The organism is Rhizobium leguminosarum bv. viciae USDA 2370 (assembly GCF_002008365.1).
Lineage (GTDB): Bacteria > Pseudomonadota > Alphaproteobacteria > Rhizobiales > Rhizobiaceae > Rhizobium > Rhizobium leguminosarum.
Genome location: NZ_MRDL01000054.1, coordinates 236,905 through 253,076, shown reverse-complemented (window position 1 = coordinate 253,076; position 16,172 = coordinate 236,905). Strand labels below are relative to the sequence as shown.

The 16,172-nt window shown below is 62.0% G+C and carries 16 protein-coding genes; 9 read left to right on the top strand and 7 right to left on the bottom strand.

Annotated elements, in window-relative coordinates; translation table 11 throughout:
- Window positions 1-113: 113 nt before the first annotated feature.
- From BS629_RS33020 to BS629_RS33005, 4 genes are read left to right on the top strand one after another with little or no spacing between them, the layout of a single operon-like run.
- Entirely contained in the window at window positions 114-1,391 is a 1,278-nt protein-coding gene (locus BS629_RS33020) for an imelysin family protein (protein ID WP_018244426.1), read from the top strand.
- Between the two features lie 47 nt (window positions 1,392-1,438).
- Window positions 1,439-2,977, top strand: a complete 1,539-nt coding sequence (locus BS629_RS33015) for a di-heme oxidoreductase family protein (protein ID WP_018244425.1) — start codon at window positions 1,439-1,441, stop codon at window positions 2,975-2,977.
- Window positions 2,977-4,077 (top strand): imelysin family protein, encoded by a 1,101-nt coding sequence (locus BS629_RS33010; RefSeq protein ID WP_018447893.1) that lies wholly within the window; start codon window positions 2,977-2,979, stop codon window positions 4,075-4,077. Before BS629_RS33015 ends, BS629_RS33010 begins: the two co-directional genes overlap by 1 nt.
- A 4-nt stretch (window positions 4,078-4,081) precedes the next feature.
- On the top strand, window positions 4,082-5,161 hold the full coding sequence (locus BS629_RS33005) for a DUF1513 domain-containing protein (RefSeq protein ID WP_018244423.1): 1,080 nt from the start codon (window positions 4,082-4,084) through the stop codon (window positions 5,159-5,161).
- A 121-nt stretch (window positions 5,162-5,282) separates the two neighbouring features.
- On the opposite strand, the gene BS629_RS33000 is transcribed toward BS629_RS33005, so the two are convergent.
- Complete coding sequence (locus BS629_RS33000; RefSeq protein ID WP_018516395.1) at window positions 5,283-6,359, bottom strand: DUF2252 family protein; 1,077 nt, start codon at window positions 6,357-6,359, stop codon at window positions 5,283-5,285.
- A gap of 253 nt (window positions 6,360-6,612) precedes the next feature.
- On the opposite strand from BS629_RS33000, the gene BS629_RS32995 reads away from it, so the two are divergent.
- From BS629_RS32995 to guaA, 3 genes are all read left to right on the top strand, one after another.
- Window positions 6,613-7,062, top strand: a complete 450-nt coding sequence (locus BS629_RS32995; RefSeq protein ID WP_003544704.1) for a PaaI family thioesterase — start codon at window positions 6,613-6,615, stop codon at window positions 7,060-7,062.
- Complete coding sequence (locus BS629_RS32990; protein ID WP_018244421.1) at window positions 7,059-7,697, top strand: 5'-methylthioadenosine/S-adenosylhomocysteine nucleosidase; 639 nt, start codon at window positions 7,059-7,061, stop codon at window positions 7,695-7,697. The genes BS629_RS32995 and BS629_RS32990 overlap by 4 nt, the downstream gene beginning before the upstream one ends.
- 92 nt (window positions 7,698-7,789) lie before the next feature.
- The gene (gene guaA / locus BS629_RS32985; RefSeq protein WP_018244420.1) at window positions 7,790-9,352 is read left to right on the top strand and encodes a glutamine-hydrolyzing GMP synthase; all 1,563 of its coding nucleotides are present in this window, start codon (window positions 7,790-7,792) and stop codon (window positions 9,350-9,352) included.
- A gap of 96 nt (window positions 9,353-9,448) precedes the next feature.
- On the opposite strand, the gene BS629_RS32980 is transcribed toward guaA, so the two are convergent.
- Window positions 9,449-10,051, bottom strand: a complete 603-nt coding sequence (locus BS629_RS32980) for an NADPH-dependent F420 reductase (RefSeq protein WP_018244419.1) — start codon at window positions 10,049-10,051, stop codon at window positions 9,449-9,451.
- Between the two features lie 153 nt (window positions 10,052-10,204).
- Window positions 10,205-10,939: an SDR family NAD(P)-dependent oxidoreductase gene (locus tag BS629_RS32975; RefSeq protein ID WP_018244418.1), complete on the bottom strand. Its 735-nt coding sequence runs from the start codon at window positions 10,937-10,939 to the stop codon at window positions 10,205-10,207.
- Between the two features lie 274 nt (window positions 10,940-11,213).
- On the opposite strand from BS629_RS32975, the gene BS629_RS32970 reads away from it, so the two are divergent.
- Window positions 11,214-12,110, top strand: a complete 897-nt coding sequence (locus BS629_RS32970; protein ID WP_018244417.1) for a LysR family transcriptional regulator — start codon at window positions 11,214-11,216, stop codon at window positions 12,108-12,110.
- A gap of 79 nt (window positions 12,111-12,189) precedes the next feature.
- Here the strand turns inward: BS629_RS32970 and BS629_RS32965 are convergent, their stop codons facing one another.
- Together BS629_RS32965 and BS629_RS32960 are read right to left on the bottom strand one after the other, a co-directional pair.
- Window positions 12,190-12,720: a dihydrofolate reductase family protein gene (locus tag BS629_RS32965; RefSeq protein ID WP_018244416.1), complete on the bottom strand. Its 531-nt coding sequence runs from the start codon at window positions 12,718-12,720 to the stop codon at window positions 12,190-12,192.
- Window positions 12,721-12,928: 208 nt separating this feature from the next.
- The gene (locus BS629_RS32960) at window positions 12,929-13,810 is read right to left on the bottom strand and encodes an AraC family transcriptional regulator (RefSeq protein WP_018244415.1); all 882 of its coding nucleotides are present in this window, start codon (window positions 13,808-13,810) and stop codon (window positions 12,929-12,931) included.
- A 284-nt stretch (window positions 13,811-14,094) separates the two neighbouring features.
- On the opposite strand from BS629_RS32960, the gene BS629_RS32955 reads away from it, so the two are divergent.
- A complete protein-coding gene (locus tag BS629_RS32955; protein WP_018244414.1) occupies window positions 14,095-14,586 on the top strand; it encodes a GNAT family N-acetyltransferase in 492 nt (163 codons plus the stop codon).
- Window positions 14,587-14,690: 104 nt separating this feature from the next.
- On the opposite strand, the gene BS629_RS32950 is transcribed toward BS629_RS32955, so the two are convergent.
- Together BS629_RS32950 and BS629_RS32945 are read right to left on the bottom strand one after the other, a co-directional pair.
- Complete coding sequence (locus BS629_RS32950; RefSeq protein WP_018244413.1) at window positions 14,691-15,236, bottom strand: YbhB/YbcL family Raf kinase inhibitor-like protein; 546 nt, start codon at window positions 15,234-15,236, stop codon at window positions 14,691-14,693.
- Between the two features lie 38 nt (window positions 15,237-15,274).
- Entirely contained in the window at window positions 15,275-16,129 is an 855-nt protein-coding gene (locus BS629_RS32945; RefSeq protein ID WP_018244412.1) for a helix-turn-helix domain-containing protein, read from the bottom strand.
- Window positions 16,130-16,172: the final 43 nt, after the last annotated feature.

Here is a 16,172-nt window from a genome sequence, read left to right as displayed (position 1 = left end):
CCGCGCCTGTCCATTCTTAAAATCATTCCAAACTAGAGTGTTTGACACCAGTTTGCTTTTGCGCGAAGAGACGGAGCCCGATTAGACGGAAAATCCCGTCACAGGAGAGGATCATGAAGCTCAACCGCAAATTCCGCGCAGCCGTGCTGGCGATCGCCCCCGCCGCCCTGCTCGCCCTTCCCGCGCATGCCGAGACCGATGCTGCCGCCGTAGTGAAACACTATGCCGATGTGGCGCATGCGAAATACGAAGACTCGCTGACGACAGCCAAGGCGCTCGACGCCGCCATCGACGCCTTCCTGAAGGCGCCGACCGACGCAACGCTCAAGGCCGCCAGGGACGCCTGGATCAAGGCACGTGTTCCCTACCAGCAGACGGAAGTCTATCGCTTCGGCAATCCGATTGTTGACGACTGGGAAGGTAAGGTCAACGCATGGCCTCTCGATGAAGGCCTGATCGACTATGTCGATGCCTCTTACGGCACCGAGAGCGACGAAAACTCTCTCTATGTGGCAAATGTCATCGCCAACAAGACGATCAAGATCGACGGCAAGGATGTCGACGCCTCCAAGCTGACGCCGGAATTCCTCTCCGGCACGCTGGCCGAGGCCGGCGGCATCGAAGCCAATGTCGCGACCGGCTATCATGCCATCGAATTCCTGCTCTGGGGTCAGGATCTGAACGGCACGGGGCCCGGCGCCGGCGACCGTCCGGCAACGGATTACGATCTCAAGAATTGCACGCACGGCAATTGCGATCGTCGCGCCGAATATCTGAAATCCGCCTCCACCCTGCTCGTTTCCGACCTGCAGGAAATGACCGACAACTGGACGCCGGACGGTGCTGCGACGAAGAACGTCGAAGCCGATCCGAAGGCCGGTCTCGTCGCGATCCTGACGGGCATGGGTTCGCTTTCCTACGGCGAGCTTGCCGGCGAGCGCATGAAGCTCGGCCTGTTGCTGCACGATCCCGAGGAAGAGCATGATTGCTTCTCGGACAATACCTACAACTCGCATCTCAACGACGCGATCGGCATCGCCGCCGCCTATACCGGCAACTATACCCGCGTCGACGGCACCGAGCTCAGCGGCCCGTCGCTGCACGATCTGGTGGCCGCCAAGGACAAGGCGCTCGATGCCGAAGTGGAAGGCAAGCTCAACAAGACGCTCGATGCCATGAACGCCATGGCTAAGCGCGGCGAGACGGTCGAGAAGTACGACCAGATGATCGCCGAGGGCAACAAGGAAGGCAATGCCGTCGTCCAGGCCGCCATCGACGGGCTGATCGACCAGACGAAATCGGTGCAGCGCGTTATTGCCGCACTCGATCTCGGCACGGTTCAGCTTGAAGGTTCCGACAGCTTGGATAATCCTAACGCCGTCTTCAAATAAGCAAAAAGGCGGGCCGCTTCGAAAGCCGGAGCGGCCCGGACCCTGAAATGTCGCATGCCCCGGCCCGCCGATTGATCGCCAGCGCAATGCTCTGCGCCACGCTTGCCGGTTTTTCCGTCAGCATCGCCGCCGGTTTCGATCTGCCGACGAAACGCACCGACCTTTCCGCGGCCGATCTGAAACGTGTCGCCGCCGTCACCCGGCCGACGGCGGATTTTTCCAAGGCAGAACAATACGAAGCGATGCAGGCAGGGGCGACGACCTCGATCGACCCCGTCACCGAGGACAGCTTCTCGCATATTTCGGCCAACATCCCCTTCGACGAAGAGCAGAATTTCAAGCTCGGCAACGCGCTCTTCCGCAAGCTCTGGGTTTCCGCTCCCTCCTCGACGCGGGCCTCCGATGGTCTCGGGCCGCTCTTCAACGCCCGCTCCTGCATGAGCTGCCATGTCAATGACGGCCGCGGCAAACCGCCGGAGGGGGGCTCGAGCGCCACCTCGATGTTGCTGCGGCTTTCCCGCGCGGCCCGGACGCCGGCGGAAGAAAAGGCGATCGCGAGTGCTGATGTCGTCAACTTTCCCGATCCGGCCTACGGCCATCAGCTGCAGGACCTCGCCGTTCCCCGCCTTGCTGCCGAAGGAAAGATGGCGATCAGCTACCACGAGGAGAGGGTGACGCTCGGCGACGGCGAGACCGCGTCGCTGCGCCGGCCGAGCTATGCGGTTGTCAATCCCGCTTATGGACCGCTCGATCCCGCGACGACGATTTCGCCGCGTGTCGCCTCGGCGATGATCGGCCTCGGACTGATCGAGGCCATTCCCGAAGCCGATATCCTCGCCCATGCCGATCCGGACGATACCGATGGCGACGGTATTTCGGGGAAGGCGGCGATCGTGCGCGACCATCGCAGCGGCAAGATCGCGCTCGGACGATTCGGCTGGAAGGCACAGAACGCCACGGTGCGCGACCAGAGTGCGGATGCCTTCGCCAATGATATCGGCATCTCGACGCCCGATCAGCCGAAGGCGCAGGGCGACTGCACCAGGGCGGAAGAAAGATGCCTTGATATGCCGACCGGGGTGCAGAAACGCCTCGGCGCGCAAGAAGCGCCGGGTCCTATTCTCGACCTCGTCACTTTCTATTCCGAAAATCTCGCCGTTCCCTCCCGCCGCAAGGCAAGCTTCCCCGAGACCCTGAGGGGCAAGCGGATCTTCTACGAAACCGGCTGCATTTCCTGCCATGTGCCGAAATTCGTCACCCGCCGGGATACGCCGGACAAGGCACAATCCTTCCAGCTGATCTGGCCCTATTCCGACTTTCTCCTGCACGATATGGGCGACGGTCTTGCCGACGGGCAACAGGTTGGCCTTGCAAGCGGACGTGAATGGCGCACGCCGCCGCTATGGGGTATAGGACTGACCCGGACTGTCAGCGGACACAGCTTTTTCCTGCATGACGGCCGTGCGCGGAGCCTCACCGAGGCGATTCTCTGGCATGGCGGCGAAGCTGAAAAGGCCCGCAACGCTTTCTCCTCCCTGTCGACCGACGACAGGGCGGCCCTGATTACATTCCTGGAGTCACTTTGATGCGCCTTTGGCACCCCCTGCTCTGCCTTCCTCTGATCGGCCTCGCGACATCAGCGGCCGCCCAGACGGCCACTCCCCCGGCAGGGCTGAACGAGGATGCCGTTCCCGCCGTCATGCAGCGCGCCGTCGACGAGGTGATCCGTCCCGGCTATCGCAACATGCAGCAATCGGCCGCCCGGCTGACGACGGCGATGAAGGATCTTTGCGCAGACGGCACGCAGCAGACGCTCGACAAAGCAAAGTCCACCTTCGACGATACGATCCGCTATTGGTCGATCATCGAGATCGTCCAGACCGGACCTGTTATCCAAGACAATCTCTTCGAGCACATCCTGTTTTATCCCGACCGCAAGGGCGTCGGCCTCAAGCAGGTGCAGGCGCTGATCGCCAAGGCCGATCCGAAGGATGCGACCGTTGATGCGATCGCCGGCAAGAGTGTTGCGTTGCAAGGCCTGACGGCGCTGGAATACGTGCTTTACGGCAATGGCTCCGACGATCTCGTCGGGCAGAAAGGCAGTTTCCGCTGCCTTTACGGCCAGGCGGTCGCCGGCAATATCCAGCGTGAGGCCGGCGAAGTGGTCGCCGCCTGGGAAAAGCCCGATGGCGTGCAGGCGAGCTGGAAACATCCAGGCCCGCAGAGCAACGATTTCATGGACAACAAGGAAGCCGTGACGGCGCTGCTCGGCATTCTCGTCCATGGTGCCGAGAATGTCCGCGACCAGCGGCTGGAGCAGTTCTATAAGGGCAAGGACACCGCGCCACGGCCGCGCATGGCGATCTACTGGCGCTCCAAAAATACCTGGAAATCGATGGCCGCCAATCTGGAGGGCCTTCGCACGCTCTGGCAGAAGGCCGGCATGGCCGAGCTTCTGCCGCCGGACAAGCAGCCGATTGCCGCCTCGATCGATGAGGACTTCAAATCGCTGCTCGACAGCGTGCCGAAGCTCAATCCCGACATCGATGTCGCCACAAGCGATGCGGAGAAGGCCAAGCTCGATACGCTGCTTGCCGATAGCCGCGACCTGATCACCCGGATCAGCGACGAATATGGCGCGGCCATCGGCCTTTCAGCCGGCTTTTCCTTTTCGGACGGAGACTGAGACGATGATGCCAAGTGCCGCGATCGACCGACGCAACTTCGTCAAGGCGGCCGGCCTTGGCTTCCTTGCGGCCTTGGCGCCGAGGTCGCTGATGGCGCTGGAGCGGGCCGATGCGGTCTATGCATCGGGCATTCGTGCAGCCGACGGCTCCTTTGCCATTGCGACCGTGACCGAGCGTGGCGAGATCGTCGATCAAGTGGCCCTTCCCGCCCGCGCTCACGGCATGGCCTTCAGCGCCAGCACCGGCAAGACTGTCGCCTTCGCGCGCCGGCCCGGCACCTATGCGATGATCTTCGATCCCTGGAACAAAAGCGAGCCTGTTGTCATCAACTCCAGGGAGGACCGGCATTTTTACGGCCACGGCGCCTTCTCTCCTGATGGTCGTTTGCTCTACGCCAGCGAGAACGACTTCGACGGTAATCGCGGCATGATCGGCCTCTACGACGCCACCGACCGCTTCGCCCGCATCGGCGAATTCGAGACCTACGGCATCGGTCCGCACGACATGACCGTTTCCGAGGATGGACGCCTTCTGATCGTCGCCAATGGCGGCATCGAGACGCATCCGGATTTCGGCCGCACCAAGCTCAATCTCGGCGAGATGCAGCCATCGCTGGCGCTGATCGATGTGGCAACCGGGGCGCTGGTCGAAAAACATGTGCTGCCGGCGGAATGGGCAGAACTCTCCACCCGCCACGTCGATCTCGACGGCGAGGGCCGCATCTGGTTCGCCTGCCAGTATGAAGGCCACCGCAAGGATTTGCCGCCGCTCGTCGGCCATTTCGCCAAGGGCGAAGATCTCTCCTTCATCGACCTGCCGGAGGAGACGACGCGCAGGCTTGCCAATTACGTCGGGGCGATCGCCGTCAATCGCAGCGAAGGTCTCGTCGGCATTACCTCGCCGAAGGGCGGCGCCTCGGTGACCCTTGACGCAAAGTCGGGCAAGGTGCTGGCGGAGACCGTCGTTCCCGATGCGGCGGGCATCGCGCCGGCAAGAGGCGGCTTTGCCGTTTCCTCCTATGATGGCGATTTCCTGTCGACCCGCAGCGACGTCGCCTGGGATCAGCACATCGTGCGGATTTAGAGCGGTGCAGCTTTTAACGGAAGCGCAGAACCGCTCTATCCTTTTGTTTTTACGCAATTCCGGACGAAACCGCTTCGCACTTTGCCTGGGAAAACCGCTTCGCGCTTTTCCTGGAATTGCTCTAGGTGGCGCGGGAATAGGCTTTCTGCTCGGCGCTGACGCTCGATGCCGCCGCCCTTGCCGCCTCGTGCAGCCATTCGTTTCCCCGCACCGCCAAGTCCTTCAGGATCGCTGCAACCGTCGCCGCATCGTCGGAATGGCAATTGGCGATCTCGAAGCCCATCAGTTCCAGCATCGTCGGCGAAAGCAAGATCTCGGGATGCCGGTCGATTTCAATCTTGCAGCTGTTCGGCGAGAGCCGGCGCACGAGGATGCGGCCGGAGACTCGGTAGTGAGGATCGGCTGAGCGCGCCCGTCCATTGGCGATCTCGTCCGCATGGATCGCCACGTCCTGCGGCCTGTGTCGAAGCGACCAGACGGACGACAGCAGCGCCTTTGCCTCGCGCAGCACCGGCCCACCCTGCCATTCGGCATAGGCGACGAAACGCGGCCGGCCGAGGCTGCCGGTGCCGCCGCTGCGCGGCTTCGGCACGAAAGGCCCTGCCCCGGACGGCAGCGCGGCGGCGAGCGCCTTGATATAGGCTGATGGCGCCGGCTTGCTGCCGGGAAGCAACATTTCGTATTTCTCCCAGAATTCCCGGCGTTCCGAATTCGGCAGCATCAGCGCCTTGCGCAGCCATTTGTGGTCGCGCTCGAGGATGACGGGCAACGGATTTTCAAGGCCCCTGCGATAGCCGCTCAAGATCAATTCGCCGATTATGCGAACCGAGGGACCGTCGTCGCCGCGCGCCAGGATGGCGCTTGCCGCAAGGCGAACGAGATCCAGCGCGTAGGGCATCACCGCCGCGTCGTCGAAATCATTGACGCCCCAGACGAGCCGGCCCTCGATGTCGCGCCAGGTGCCGAAATTCTCCAGATGCGTATCGCCGATCGCCAACACCTCGGGCACGGAGCCAAGTTCCGGGCAGATATCGAGGATGATCTCGCTCCAGCGCCAATAGGTGGCGCGCAGGAAGACGAAATCGTCGCTTCGCATCTTCTCGTGCTTCTCCCGGAGATCGTCCTTGACGAGATCGTCGCCGAGTTCGCCGGCCAGCCAGGTCTCGAAATTCCGGACCGATTGCGATATCGTCGTCATGCCGGCGCTCCATCATTCGCGACCCGGTGCGGAGAATACGCGCACCGCGCGAAGCTGCAATCGTCTTCGCATCGGATCGCCACAATCCAGCGGTACTGGCCAGCTGTACCGGCTTGCGCGGCGACGCAAAGGTGAAAGGTTGCCCCGGCGACACGGTCCCGGGTTTCCATCGCCGCCCGGACCGATTTCAGCAATGTCCAGCTTGTCGAATGCGGCGCGCCATGCCACTTTCGCGGCTGCAAGAGGGGCAGACATGAGCGAGACTGACAGGGGCGATTTCCGCGCGCGAATCCGCCGCAATTTTGCGCGCCAGGCGGCGATGGAAACGATCGGCGCGGAGCTGACGCGCGTCGAGCACGGCGTCGTCGAGATCGAGCTTCCCTTCGACGTCAAGCTGACACAGCAGCACGGCATCCTGCATGCGGGCATCATCTCAGCAGCGCTCGATTCGGCCTGCGGCTTTGCCGCCTACAGCGTCATTGACCCGGAAGCCTCGATCCTGACGATCGAGTTCAAGGTCAATCTCATGTCGCCGGGGCGTGGCGATCGTTTCCTGTTTCGCGGGGAAATCACCAAACCCGGCTCCACCATCATCGTCGCCGACGGACGAGGCTACGCGATCAGCGACGGGCCGGCCAAACTCATCGCCTCCATGACCGGAACGATGATGGTGATCCGCGGTAGAGAGGGCATTACGGGATGAAGTTCGAACTGAAATCGGTCGCGGGGAAATCCATCCTTTTCGTCATGGCAGCGGAGGCCGAATACGGTCCCTTCCTGCGTTCACGCATCGAACCTTTGATGACTGGCGTCGGCCCGGTCGAGGCAGCCATCGCGCTGAGCAAGACATTGGCGCGGCTGGATGCAGTTGACGAACTGCCCGATCTCGTCGTGTCCCTCGGTTCGGCCGGCTCCGCGAAACTGGAGCAGACCGAAGTCTATCAGGTGACCTCGGTTTCCTACCGCGACATGGACGCCTCGCCGCTCGGCTTCGAAAAGGGCAAGACACCCTTTCTCGACCTGCCCGCAACGCTCGAATTACCGCTGCGCATTCCCGGCATTGCCGAAGCAAGTCTTTCCACCGGCGGCAATATCATTTCGGGCGCCGCCTACACAGGCATCGACGCCGACATGGTCGACATGGAGACCTATGCGGTGCTGCGGGCCTGCCAGGGCTACAAGCTGCCGCTGATCGGTCTTCGCGGCATTTCCGACGGTGCCGTCGAGCTGCAGCATATTTCGGGTTGGACCGAATATCTGCACATCGTCGACCGCAAGCTCTCCTATGGCGTCGACAGCCTGTTCACGGCGCTGGAGGACGGGGTTTTCTGGTTCTGAGCCCTTGAATGCGGGACAATTGGAACAATAAAAACCCGATACCGCCGATTTCCCGCATTGCCAGGCGAAGCGCTTTTCATTAAAGCCTCGCCATGACCCAGACAGCACATCCCGACTCCGTTCTCATCGTCGATTTCGGCAGCCAGGTGACCCAGCTCATCGCACGGCGCGTGCGCGAGGCTGGCGTCTATTGCGAGATCGTTCCCTTCCAATCGGCCGAAGAGGCCTTTCGGCGCCTGCAGCCGAAGGCCGTGATCCTGTCCGGCAGCCCGGCTTCCACGGTGGACGAGGGATCGCCGCGAGCGCCTCAGATCATCTTCGACAGCGGCCTGCCGGTGTTCGGCATCTGCTACGGCCAGCAGACGATGTGCATGCAGCTCGGCGGCAAGGTCGAGAGCGGCCATCACCGCGAATTCGGCCGCGCCTTCCTCGAGGTCGACAGGGACTGCCAGCTGTTCGAGGGCCTGTGGTCCTCCGGCTCGCGCCACCAGGTCTGGATGAGCCATGGCGACCGCGTCACCGCGCTGCCAGATGGTTTCGAGGTGGTCGCCACCTCCTCCAACGCCCCCTACGCCTTCATTGCCGACGAGAAGCGCAAATATTACGGCGTGCAGTTCCACCCGGAAGTGGTGCATACGCCTGATGGCGCCAAGCTGATCGGTAACTTCATTCACAACATCGCCGGCATCAAGGGCGACTGGTCGATGTCGGCCTATCGCCAGAAGGCGGTCGAGCAGATCCGCGCGCAGGTGGGCGACAAGCGCGTCATCTGCGCGCTTTCAGGCGGCGTCGACAGTTCCGTCGCAGCGCTCTTGATCCACGAGGCCGTCGGCGACCAGCTGACCTGCATCCTCGTCGACCACGGGCTGATGCGCAAGGACGAGGCAGCCGGCGTCGTCGCCATGTTCCGCGAGCATTACAATCTGCATCTGCTGCACGTCGATGCTTCCGACCGCTTCATCGGCGAACTCGAAGGCGTCAGCGACCCGGAAACCAAGCGCAAGATCATCGGCCGGCTGTTCATCGAGACCTTCGAGGAAGAGGCCAAGAAGCTCGGCGGCGCCGATTTCCTCGGCCAAGGCACGCTCTATCCCGACGTCATCGAAAGCGTTTCTTTCACCGGCGGCCCGTCGGTGACGATTAAATCGCACCACAATGTCGGCGGCCTGCCGGAGCGCATGAAGATGCAGCTCGTCGAGCCGCTGCGCGAGCTCTTCAAGGACGAGGTGCGCGCGCTTGGCCGCGAGCTCGGCCTGCCCGACAGCTTCATCGGCCGCCACCCCTTCCCGGGCCCCGGCCTGGCCATCCGCTGCCCCGGCGGCATCACCCGCGAAAAGCTGGAGATCCTGCGCGAGGCCGATGCGATCTATCTCGACGAAATCCGCAAGGCCGGCCTCTACGACGCTATCTGGCAGGCTTTTGCGGTGCTGCTGCCAGTCCAGACGGTCGGCGTCATGGGCGACGGGCGCACCTATGAATTCGTCTGCGCGCTGCGCGCTGTCACCTCCGTCGACGGCATGACGGCGGACTTCTACCACTACGACATGGAATTCCTCGGCCGCGCCGCGACCCGCATCATCAACGAGGTGCGCGGCATCAACCGCGTGGTCTATGATGTTACGTCGAAGCCGCCTGGCACGATCGAGTGGGAGTGACGCGGATACCGTGGGGTAGTATCGGATGGCAGAGGACACTCGAGCGAATCCTAGGCCATCGTACTTCTCGGGCCAAATCACACGGCCTTAGATCGATTATTGCTCCTTCTTGAACAAATCCTGGAAGATGAGCTGGCCCCAAGTGCGGCCGCGTGCGTGCACCAGCGCGCCACCCTCGTTGAGCTTTCCCAGCTTGACGGGTGCGAACCCGAGCTGTTTGGCCAAATCCGCCACGGGAGCGATCGCGTCCTCGTCGTCGCTCGACAGAAAGACGACCCGGTGGCCGCCCTCAACGATCGGATCGGTAGCCAGGGTGGCGGCAATCAGGTGATTGAAACCTTTCACGAGCTTGGCGCCGGTGAACGCCTTCGCGACGAAGGCGGAGGGCGGCAGGCCGTCCAGCTCTTCGGGAGTGAAGGGAAACGAGTTCGTCGCGTCGATGACTGTCTTGCCTTCCCAGCTCGGCAGAGCCTTCGCAACCTCGCGATGCTCCCCGAACGGGACCGCCAGGATGATCGTGTCGGCCTCGAGTGCATCCTGCAGCGACTTGGCGACGACCGTGGGGCCAATCGCCCGCGCCTGAGGCGCCAACGCCTCGGGGGGCCGGCGGCTCGCGACGGCCACCTTGATGTTTTTACGGGCGAAGGCGTGGGCAAGGGCCTGGCCTATCTTACCGAATCCTACAATCGCATAGCTCATGATATTTCTCCTATCCGTGTTGATATTGATTCCCGGGCCCTTAGTGGCTCTGGGGATCCGTTCCGCTGTATGGCGACTTTCGCGTAGACGTCTCGCCGTGAACGACTTCCGCACGGCCGGACGGTCAGCCGCTTCCGGCGATCCGGCGCGATTTCAGATGGCCGAGAAGCCGCCGTCGACAGACAACTCCACCCCATTCACGAAGCTCGAATCGTCTGAAGCAAGAAACAGCGCGGCCGCCGCAATTTCCTCAGGACGACCCATCTTTCCCCGCGGGATCAGGGATTCGAACATTTGCTTCGCCTCCTCGGTGAGAACTTGGTCCTGCATCGGTGTGGCGATCGGCCCCGGATGCAGCACGTTCACCCGTATATTCCTGCCCTTGAGTTCGTTGAGCCACCCGCGTGCGAACGCGTGCAGCGCCGCCTTGCTCGCCGCATACACGCTGTAGCCAGGAAAACCTTTCAGCGAAGCAACTGACCCGGTCATGAAGATCGATCCGCCATCGTTGAACAGCGGCAACGCCTTCTGAACCGTAAACAGCGTGCCCCGCGTATTCAGGTTGAAGGTCGCGTCGAAATGCTGCTCGGTAATCTCGCCCAGTGGGACGGCTTCGCCCGTGCCGGCGCTCGCGTATAGGATGTCGATCTTACCCTTTTCCCGTTTGACCGTGTCGAACAGACGATCGAGGTCGTCGAGATTGGCCGCGTCGCCGCGCACGCCGGTCACGTTCCGGCCAATCAACTTGACGGCCTCGTCGAGCGCCTCCTGCCTCCGGCCCGTGATAAAAACATAGGCGCCTTCTTCAACGAACCGCTTGGCGCTCGCCAGCGCCATGCCGCTCGATCCACCCGTGATGACTGCAACCTTACCCTCAAGCTTTCCCATGACTTCTCCTTCCAGGCTCCGCCTTTGATCGTTCGGGGACGCCCCCGAGACCCTCAAATAGGTCCACCGGAGTCAGGCGTTGAGTGCGGAAGCGCGCACATCGGTGGTGCAAAATCGATCCGCCTGGACGACTGACGCCAGCCGCGACGATCGGTGTCTGTCGTTCGGAATTGAGCCGCGCTCGTCGACATAAGCTATGATGACAGCCCGTACTGCTGTACGACGCGTTAGATACGGGCTTCGGAAGGCGCACCGCGCGGTGCTGGATTGCACCATGATCGACTGGGATGACATTCGCTACTTTCTTGCCGTGGCGCGCGGAGGCTCAGTGCGGGCTGCCGCCGAGGGCCTCGGGGTGTATCATTCGACCGTGCTGCGACGCATCGCTCAGCTCGAGGAACGCCTCGGGGCGCAGATGTTCGAAAAGCTGCCTTCGGGCTACCGCCTGACGGCTGCGGGCGAGGAGGTCCTCGAGCTCGCGAACGAGATGGAAGCGTCGTCGCACCAGCTGGAGACGCGCGTCTTCGGTCGCGACCAGAGCGTGCGCGGGCTTCTGCGGGTGACGTTGGCTCCAACCCTTGCGACACATCTGCTCATGCCGGATCTCGCCGATTTCGCGGTTCTGCATCCCGATATCGAGATGGAAATCATCTCGTCCGGCGAGCTGGCAAATCTGACCAACCGAGAGGCCGACGTGGCGATCCGCGTCGTTTACGACCGCAAAACCCTGCCGCTCAATCTTCACGGCCTGAAGGGACCGGAGCTCTTCAGCGGCGTCTACATGTCTCGCGATCGACTGGCCGCATGGCGTGCGGGGGCGCCGGATCCCATCCGGTGGATCGTCATAAGCATTCATGGAATTCCGGATTGGGTCCGCGAGGGTGAGGTTCGCACCACGGGGGTTCCGTTCAGGATCACGGACGGCGAGGCGCAGATCGTTGCAGTACGGCAAGGGCTCGGGATGACGACACTGCCGTGCTTCGTCGGAGATGCCGACCCTCTGTTGGTGAGGGTGCCGGGCACCGACCTGCACATGCATGGAACGCTCTGGCTTCTGACGCAGGGGGAGACACGCAAGACGAAGCGCGTCCGGCTCTTCACGGAGTTCGTATCCCGCCGGCTCGCCGCGTATGCTCCGCTTCTCGCGGGGCTGTCCGTGTCGCGCGACTGACGCCCGGCGGGTCGCCGGCGACGCTTGCCGTAATCCGGTCGGAAGCCGAGCTGCGATTTTCATCTGGCGAGTCGCGCGATCAAGCCGGAACGTAGGTCAACCTGATCACATCCTCGCCAATCCGGTCATGAGCCATCAGGCGGAGCGGCGGCCGTGGTCCGGCGAAATATGGCTTGCCATGACCGAGCACGACGGGGTGCAGGTAGATTCGATACTCGTCGATCAGGCCAAGTTCGGTGAGGCTTTGCGCCAAATTGGGGCCGGCAACTTCGATCTCCCCGTCGCGCTCTGCCTTCAGCGCGCGGATCGCGGCCTCAAGATCTTCCCCAACAAGCCTGGCGTTGGGACCGACCGACGTCAACGAGCGCGAGACGACCCATTTGGGCTGGTTCCGCCACGCCGCCGCGAAGGCCTGTCGCTCTGGGTCCCATTCAGGATGTTCGTCGTCCCAGTAACGCATGACCTCATACATCCGGCGACCGTACACACTGCCCGCCTGCCGCTGAGCCTCTTCGATGAAGTGGCGGAAGAGCGTGGGGCTTGGCCCAAACGCCATATGATCGACGTAGCCGTCCAAGGACTGGTTCATTCCGAACACAAGCTTAGCCATCCTCACTTCCTTTCCTTAAACGGCATATCGCCGCAGGCTGATTGCATTATGCAATCGGTTGTAAGTTAGTTCAACTGGTTTTATATCGCAATTGGTTTTTAACGTGGGCATAAATCCGCGACCTGATGTTCGCCAACCGCCCGGGCTGGGGTGGACAACGGCCTGTCCGCTTCCACCCATGAGAATGAACAAGCCGCCATCAGCGGCGCTATTTCAGCGGCAGAAACAGTTCCGCCACCGCCTCATGCTCCGGCACCTCGGGGAAGAAGCTCAGCCGCTGGCAATAGATCGGGAAATCGCGTGCTTCCTCGCCGCTGGCCGGAAGCCAGTCGCGATAAAGGTAGAGCGCGGCGGGCTCCAGATTGTCGGTGTTGCCGACGACGGGCAGCACCGCGCAGCGTCCGCCAGGAATCTCGCCGGCTTTGATCTCTTTGCCGTTCGCCTCGATCGGTTGGTCGGTCCCGACACAAAGGTCCACGCTATAATCGGCAGGCGACGCAGGACGCCGCTCGGAACGCCAGACATTGAAGGTCGGACTTGTCTTGGGGTGCAAGCCAGCGGCCTTGCGCCAGGCGATGAACCGCTGGATGGTGGCGCCGAGCATCGCCGGGTCGCCCCGGTGTTCCATAATCGCCACCGGCGTGGTGGGCACATCGCGAATCTTCACGTCGTCAGTGGTAAAAGTCTTCTGCGTGAGCTTGCTCCTTGCGTTGTCGAGAGGCCCGAAGGCGGCAAGCCACGGCTCCCAGTCAGGAGACTTCCGGAACGACGAAGGCGACTGCCCGAACCGTTGCCGAAAGGCGCGGGCGAAGGCATCCGGTGCGTCGTAACCGGCATCCATCGCTATGTCAGTGACGCGTTCTTCGTCCCTGTAAGCCAGCCGGTATGAAGCGCGCTTCATGCGGGCAAGCCTGATATAGCGATGCACTGATAATCCGAAGGTCGCCGTAAACTGCCGGTGGAAATGAAACTTCGAGAAAGCCGCGACACCGCTCAGAAGGTCAAGATCGAGATCGTCATCGAGGTGCCGGTCGACATAATCCAGCACTCGCTGCATCCGCTCATGATAGTTCCGAAGCGCTGCGGTCATTCGCCTTGGTCTCCGTGGCAGCTCAAACTAGATTCCTCCGGCAACCAGCGCCCGACCGATCTTGCGGTTTGGCATGGATCAGCCGGTGCCGCCCGATCGGAGCGTCTTGCGATCCTCGCCCGGCACTGTTATTCGCTTTCCATCTTAGAGGAGAATGCCTTTGTTTGCCGTCGTAACGATCCAGAACTCACCGGCTGCGGCGGTAAGGATGATGGCGCTCGGCATCGTGACCGAGAGCTAACCTTCATTCTATCGCTCGGCCTTAGCGCGCCCAATGCTGGCGCATGTCTAGTGTCGAGAAGACTATGATTATCGAACTAACGTCTCATGATTTTGAAGCGCTGCTGAAGGGCATCGCGCCACGTCATCTGCGCCTTGTCCAAGACAGCACCATTGCGCCTCCTGAAGTACTGGAGATGTTGAACCGCCTCGCGACTGACATAGGCGCTGAATTCTCGCCGTCGGCCTGGATGATCGTGGAGGATGGCGAGGTCGTCGGCCTCTGCTCCATCGTTCGAGTTCCACAAGATGGAAACATCCATATCGGCTATGGGATTGCGCCTTCGCGCCAGGGCCGTGGATGCACCGCGCGCGCCATAGGCCAGTTGCTGGAGTGGGGGCGGAGCGACCCTCGCGTGGCTCTGATCTCCGCAGAGACCGGGGTTGCGAACATTGCGTCACAGCGTGTCCTCGAGCGCAATGGATTCATTCGCGCCGGCGAGCGTATCGATGCCGAAGACGGTCCATTGATTTGCTGGGAAGCAATGACGGTCTAAGGTTGCGGACCGAATAAGCCCGCACGGGAGACGGCCGGCCGAGGTTCAATTGCCTCGGCCGGACTTTTGTCATGGACAGATGACGACTTCGATCACGGCCTGCTTCAGCGGCCGTAGGTGACCTCGACGGAGGCCTTGTCGAGCGTATTTGCCCTGACATAGAAGCCAACCATGGCGCCCGGCGCAGTATCAGGAAGCGGAAGCTTTTCGACCGAAAGCGCATAGACGGTAAACTGGTAGTGGTGCGGCCCATCGCCGGCCGGCGGGCATGCGCCGCCATAGCCTGATGTACCAAAATCGGTGTGACCTTCGACAGTGCCTGCGGGAAGCTTCTTGTCACCGCTGGCGCCAGTGGCAATCTCCGAGGCATTTGCGGGAATGTTGAACACCGACCAATGCCACCAGCCCGAGCCGGTCGGAGCATCCGGATCGTAAGCCATGATGGCGAAGCTCTTGGTCGCCTCGGGGGCACCCGACCAGGTCAGTTCCGGCGAGATGTTCTTGCCGGCGCAGCCGAAGCTGTTGAAGACCTGTGCATCGGCCATGGCCTTGCCGGCGGTCAAATCCTTCGAGGTGAGCTTCATTTCGGCCTGTGCGGCCGTCGCGCCAAAGACGGATGTGGCGAGAAGTACTGCTGTGATAAAACGCATTCTGTTTTCCTGCGGTTGATAATGCAGGAAAACTATCGTCACCGAGCAAGTGCATCTGCCCCGCTATGCTCAACTTCTGCCCCGATCCGCTCAAAACGCTCAGAGCCGCCCCGCACATGGCGTGGATTGACGCCAAACCGCTCTTTGAACCGCGCCGCGAATTGCGACGGGGAATCGTAACCGACCTCAAGCGCGACCTGCGCCATCGGCAGGGTTGTGGTTTGAATGAGACCCAAGGCGCGATTCATCCTTGTATCGCTCAAGATCTCACTGTAGCCGGTATTCTCGGCGGCCAGCTTACGCCTCAGCGTCGCTTCGCTCATGTTGAACGCGCGCGCCGCTTGCCCCAGCGTCCAATCAAAGGCCGTATCACTTTCGATCATCTGCCGCAGCCGGTCCTCGAGCCGAGGGCTTTGGCATTGGCCCAACACCGCTCCGCAGAGCGCAAACCAGGTGATCAGCTCCATCAAACGAGCCTTGGCAATGGCGCCGGGAAGTCTCGTCAGATTGCCGGGCTGACTGCAATAGTCAAACAATGCCGCGGCTTCCTCCGGCAGCTTCGAGGTGGCTGCCGGGACAGGCCTCGATGGAACGGCGAGCGATCCCATCCTGGTATAGGCTTCCTCGAAGAGCTGTCGCGGAACAGGAAGCGCCAGGGTCTGATACTTCTGCGGCGCCTTGGGAATATTCTCCATCGTCAACGGTCGATAGTCGGGCAGCAAGCCGTAGGCGCCCGCCTCGAGGCGCAAAGCCTTGTCGTCTGCCATGACGATCTTCGTTCCCGATTGCACCTGTATCAACAGGGGGCTCGTATTGACGAGACGATAAAAACAGGCCCGCCCGCCCTGGCGGATCAAGGCCCTGGTCGGAATGGGAAAGACCTCGTCGAGCATATGTTCTCCGACAACAGGATGGATGATCGTGGGGCACGAGCTG

Coding starts and splice junctions, on each gene's coding strand:
- BS629_RS33020 (WP_018244426.1), top strand. CDS start 114: ATGAAGCTCAACCGCAAATTCCGCGCAGCCGTGCTGGCGATCGCCCCC.
- BS629_RS33015 (WP_018244425.1), top strand. CDS start 1,439: ATGTCGCATGCCCCGGCCCGCCGATTGATCGCCAGCGCAATGCTCTGC.
- BS629_RS33010 (WP_018447893.1), top strand. CDS start 2,977: ATGCGCCTTTGGCACCCCCTGCTCTGCCTTCCTCTGATCGGCCTCGCG.
- BS629_RS33005 (WP_018244423.1), top strand. CDS start 4,082: ATGATGCCAAGTGCCGCGATCGACCGACGCAACTTCGTCAAGGCGGCC.
- BS629_RS33000 (WP_018516395.1), bottom strand. CDS start 6,359: ATGACGACGATATCGCAATCGGTCCGGAATTTCGAGACCTGGCTGGCC.
- BS629_RS32995 (WP_003544704.1), top strand. CDS start 6,613: ATGAGCGAGACTGACAGGGGCGATTTCCGCGCGCGAATCCGCCGCAAT.
- BS629_RS32990 (WP_018244421.1), top strand. CDS start 7,059: ATGAAGTTCGAACTGAAATCGGTCGCGGGGAAATCCATCCTTTTCGTC.
- guaA (WP_018244420.1), top strand. CDS start 7,790: ATGACCCAGACAGCACATCCCGACTCCGTTCTCATCGTCGATTTCGGC.
- BS629_RS32980 (WP_018244419.1), bottom strand. CDS start 10,051: ATGAGCTATGCGATTGTAGGATTCGGTAAGATAGGCCAGGCCCTTGCC.
- BS629_RS32975 (WP_018244418.1), bottom strand. CDS start 10,939: ATGGGAAAGCTTGAGGGTAAGGTTGCAGTCATCACGGGTGGATCGAGC.
- BS629_RS32970 (WP_018244417.1), top strand. CDS start 11,214: ATGATCGACTGGGATGACATTCGCTACTTTCTTGCCGTGGCGCGCGGA.
- BS629_RS32965 (WP_018244416.1), bottom strand. CDS start 12,720: ATGGCTAAGCTTGTGTTCGGAATGAACCAGTCCTTGGACGGCTACGTC.
- BS629_RS32960 (WP_018244415.1), bottom strand. CDS start 13,810: ATGACCGCAGCGCTTCGGAACTATCATGAGCGGATGCAGCGAGTGCTG.
- BS629_RS32955 (WP_018244414.1), top strand. CDS start 14,095: ATGTCTAGTGTCGAGAAGACTATGATTATCGAACTAACGTCTCATGAT.
- BS629_RS32950 (WP_018244413.1), bottom strand. CDS start 15,236: ATGCGTTTTATCACAGCAGTACTTCTCGCCACATCCGTCTTTGGCGCG.
- BS629_RS32945 (WP_018244412.1), bottom strand. CDS start 16,129: ATGCTCGACGAGGTCTTTCCCATTCCGACCAGGGCCTTGATCCGCCAG.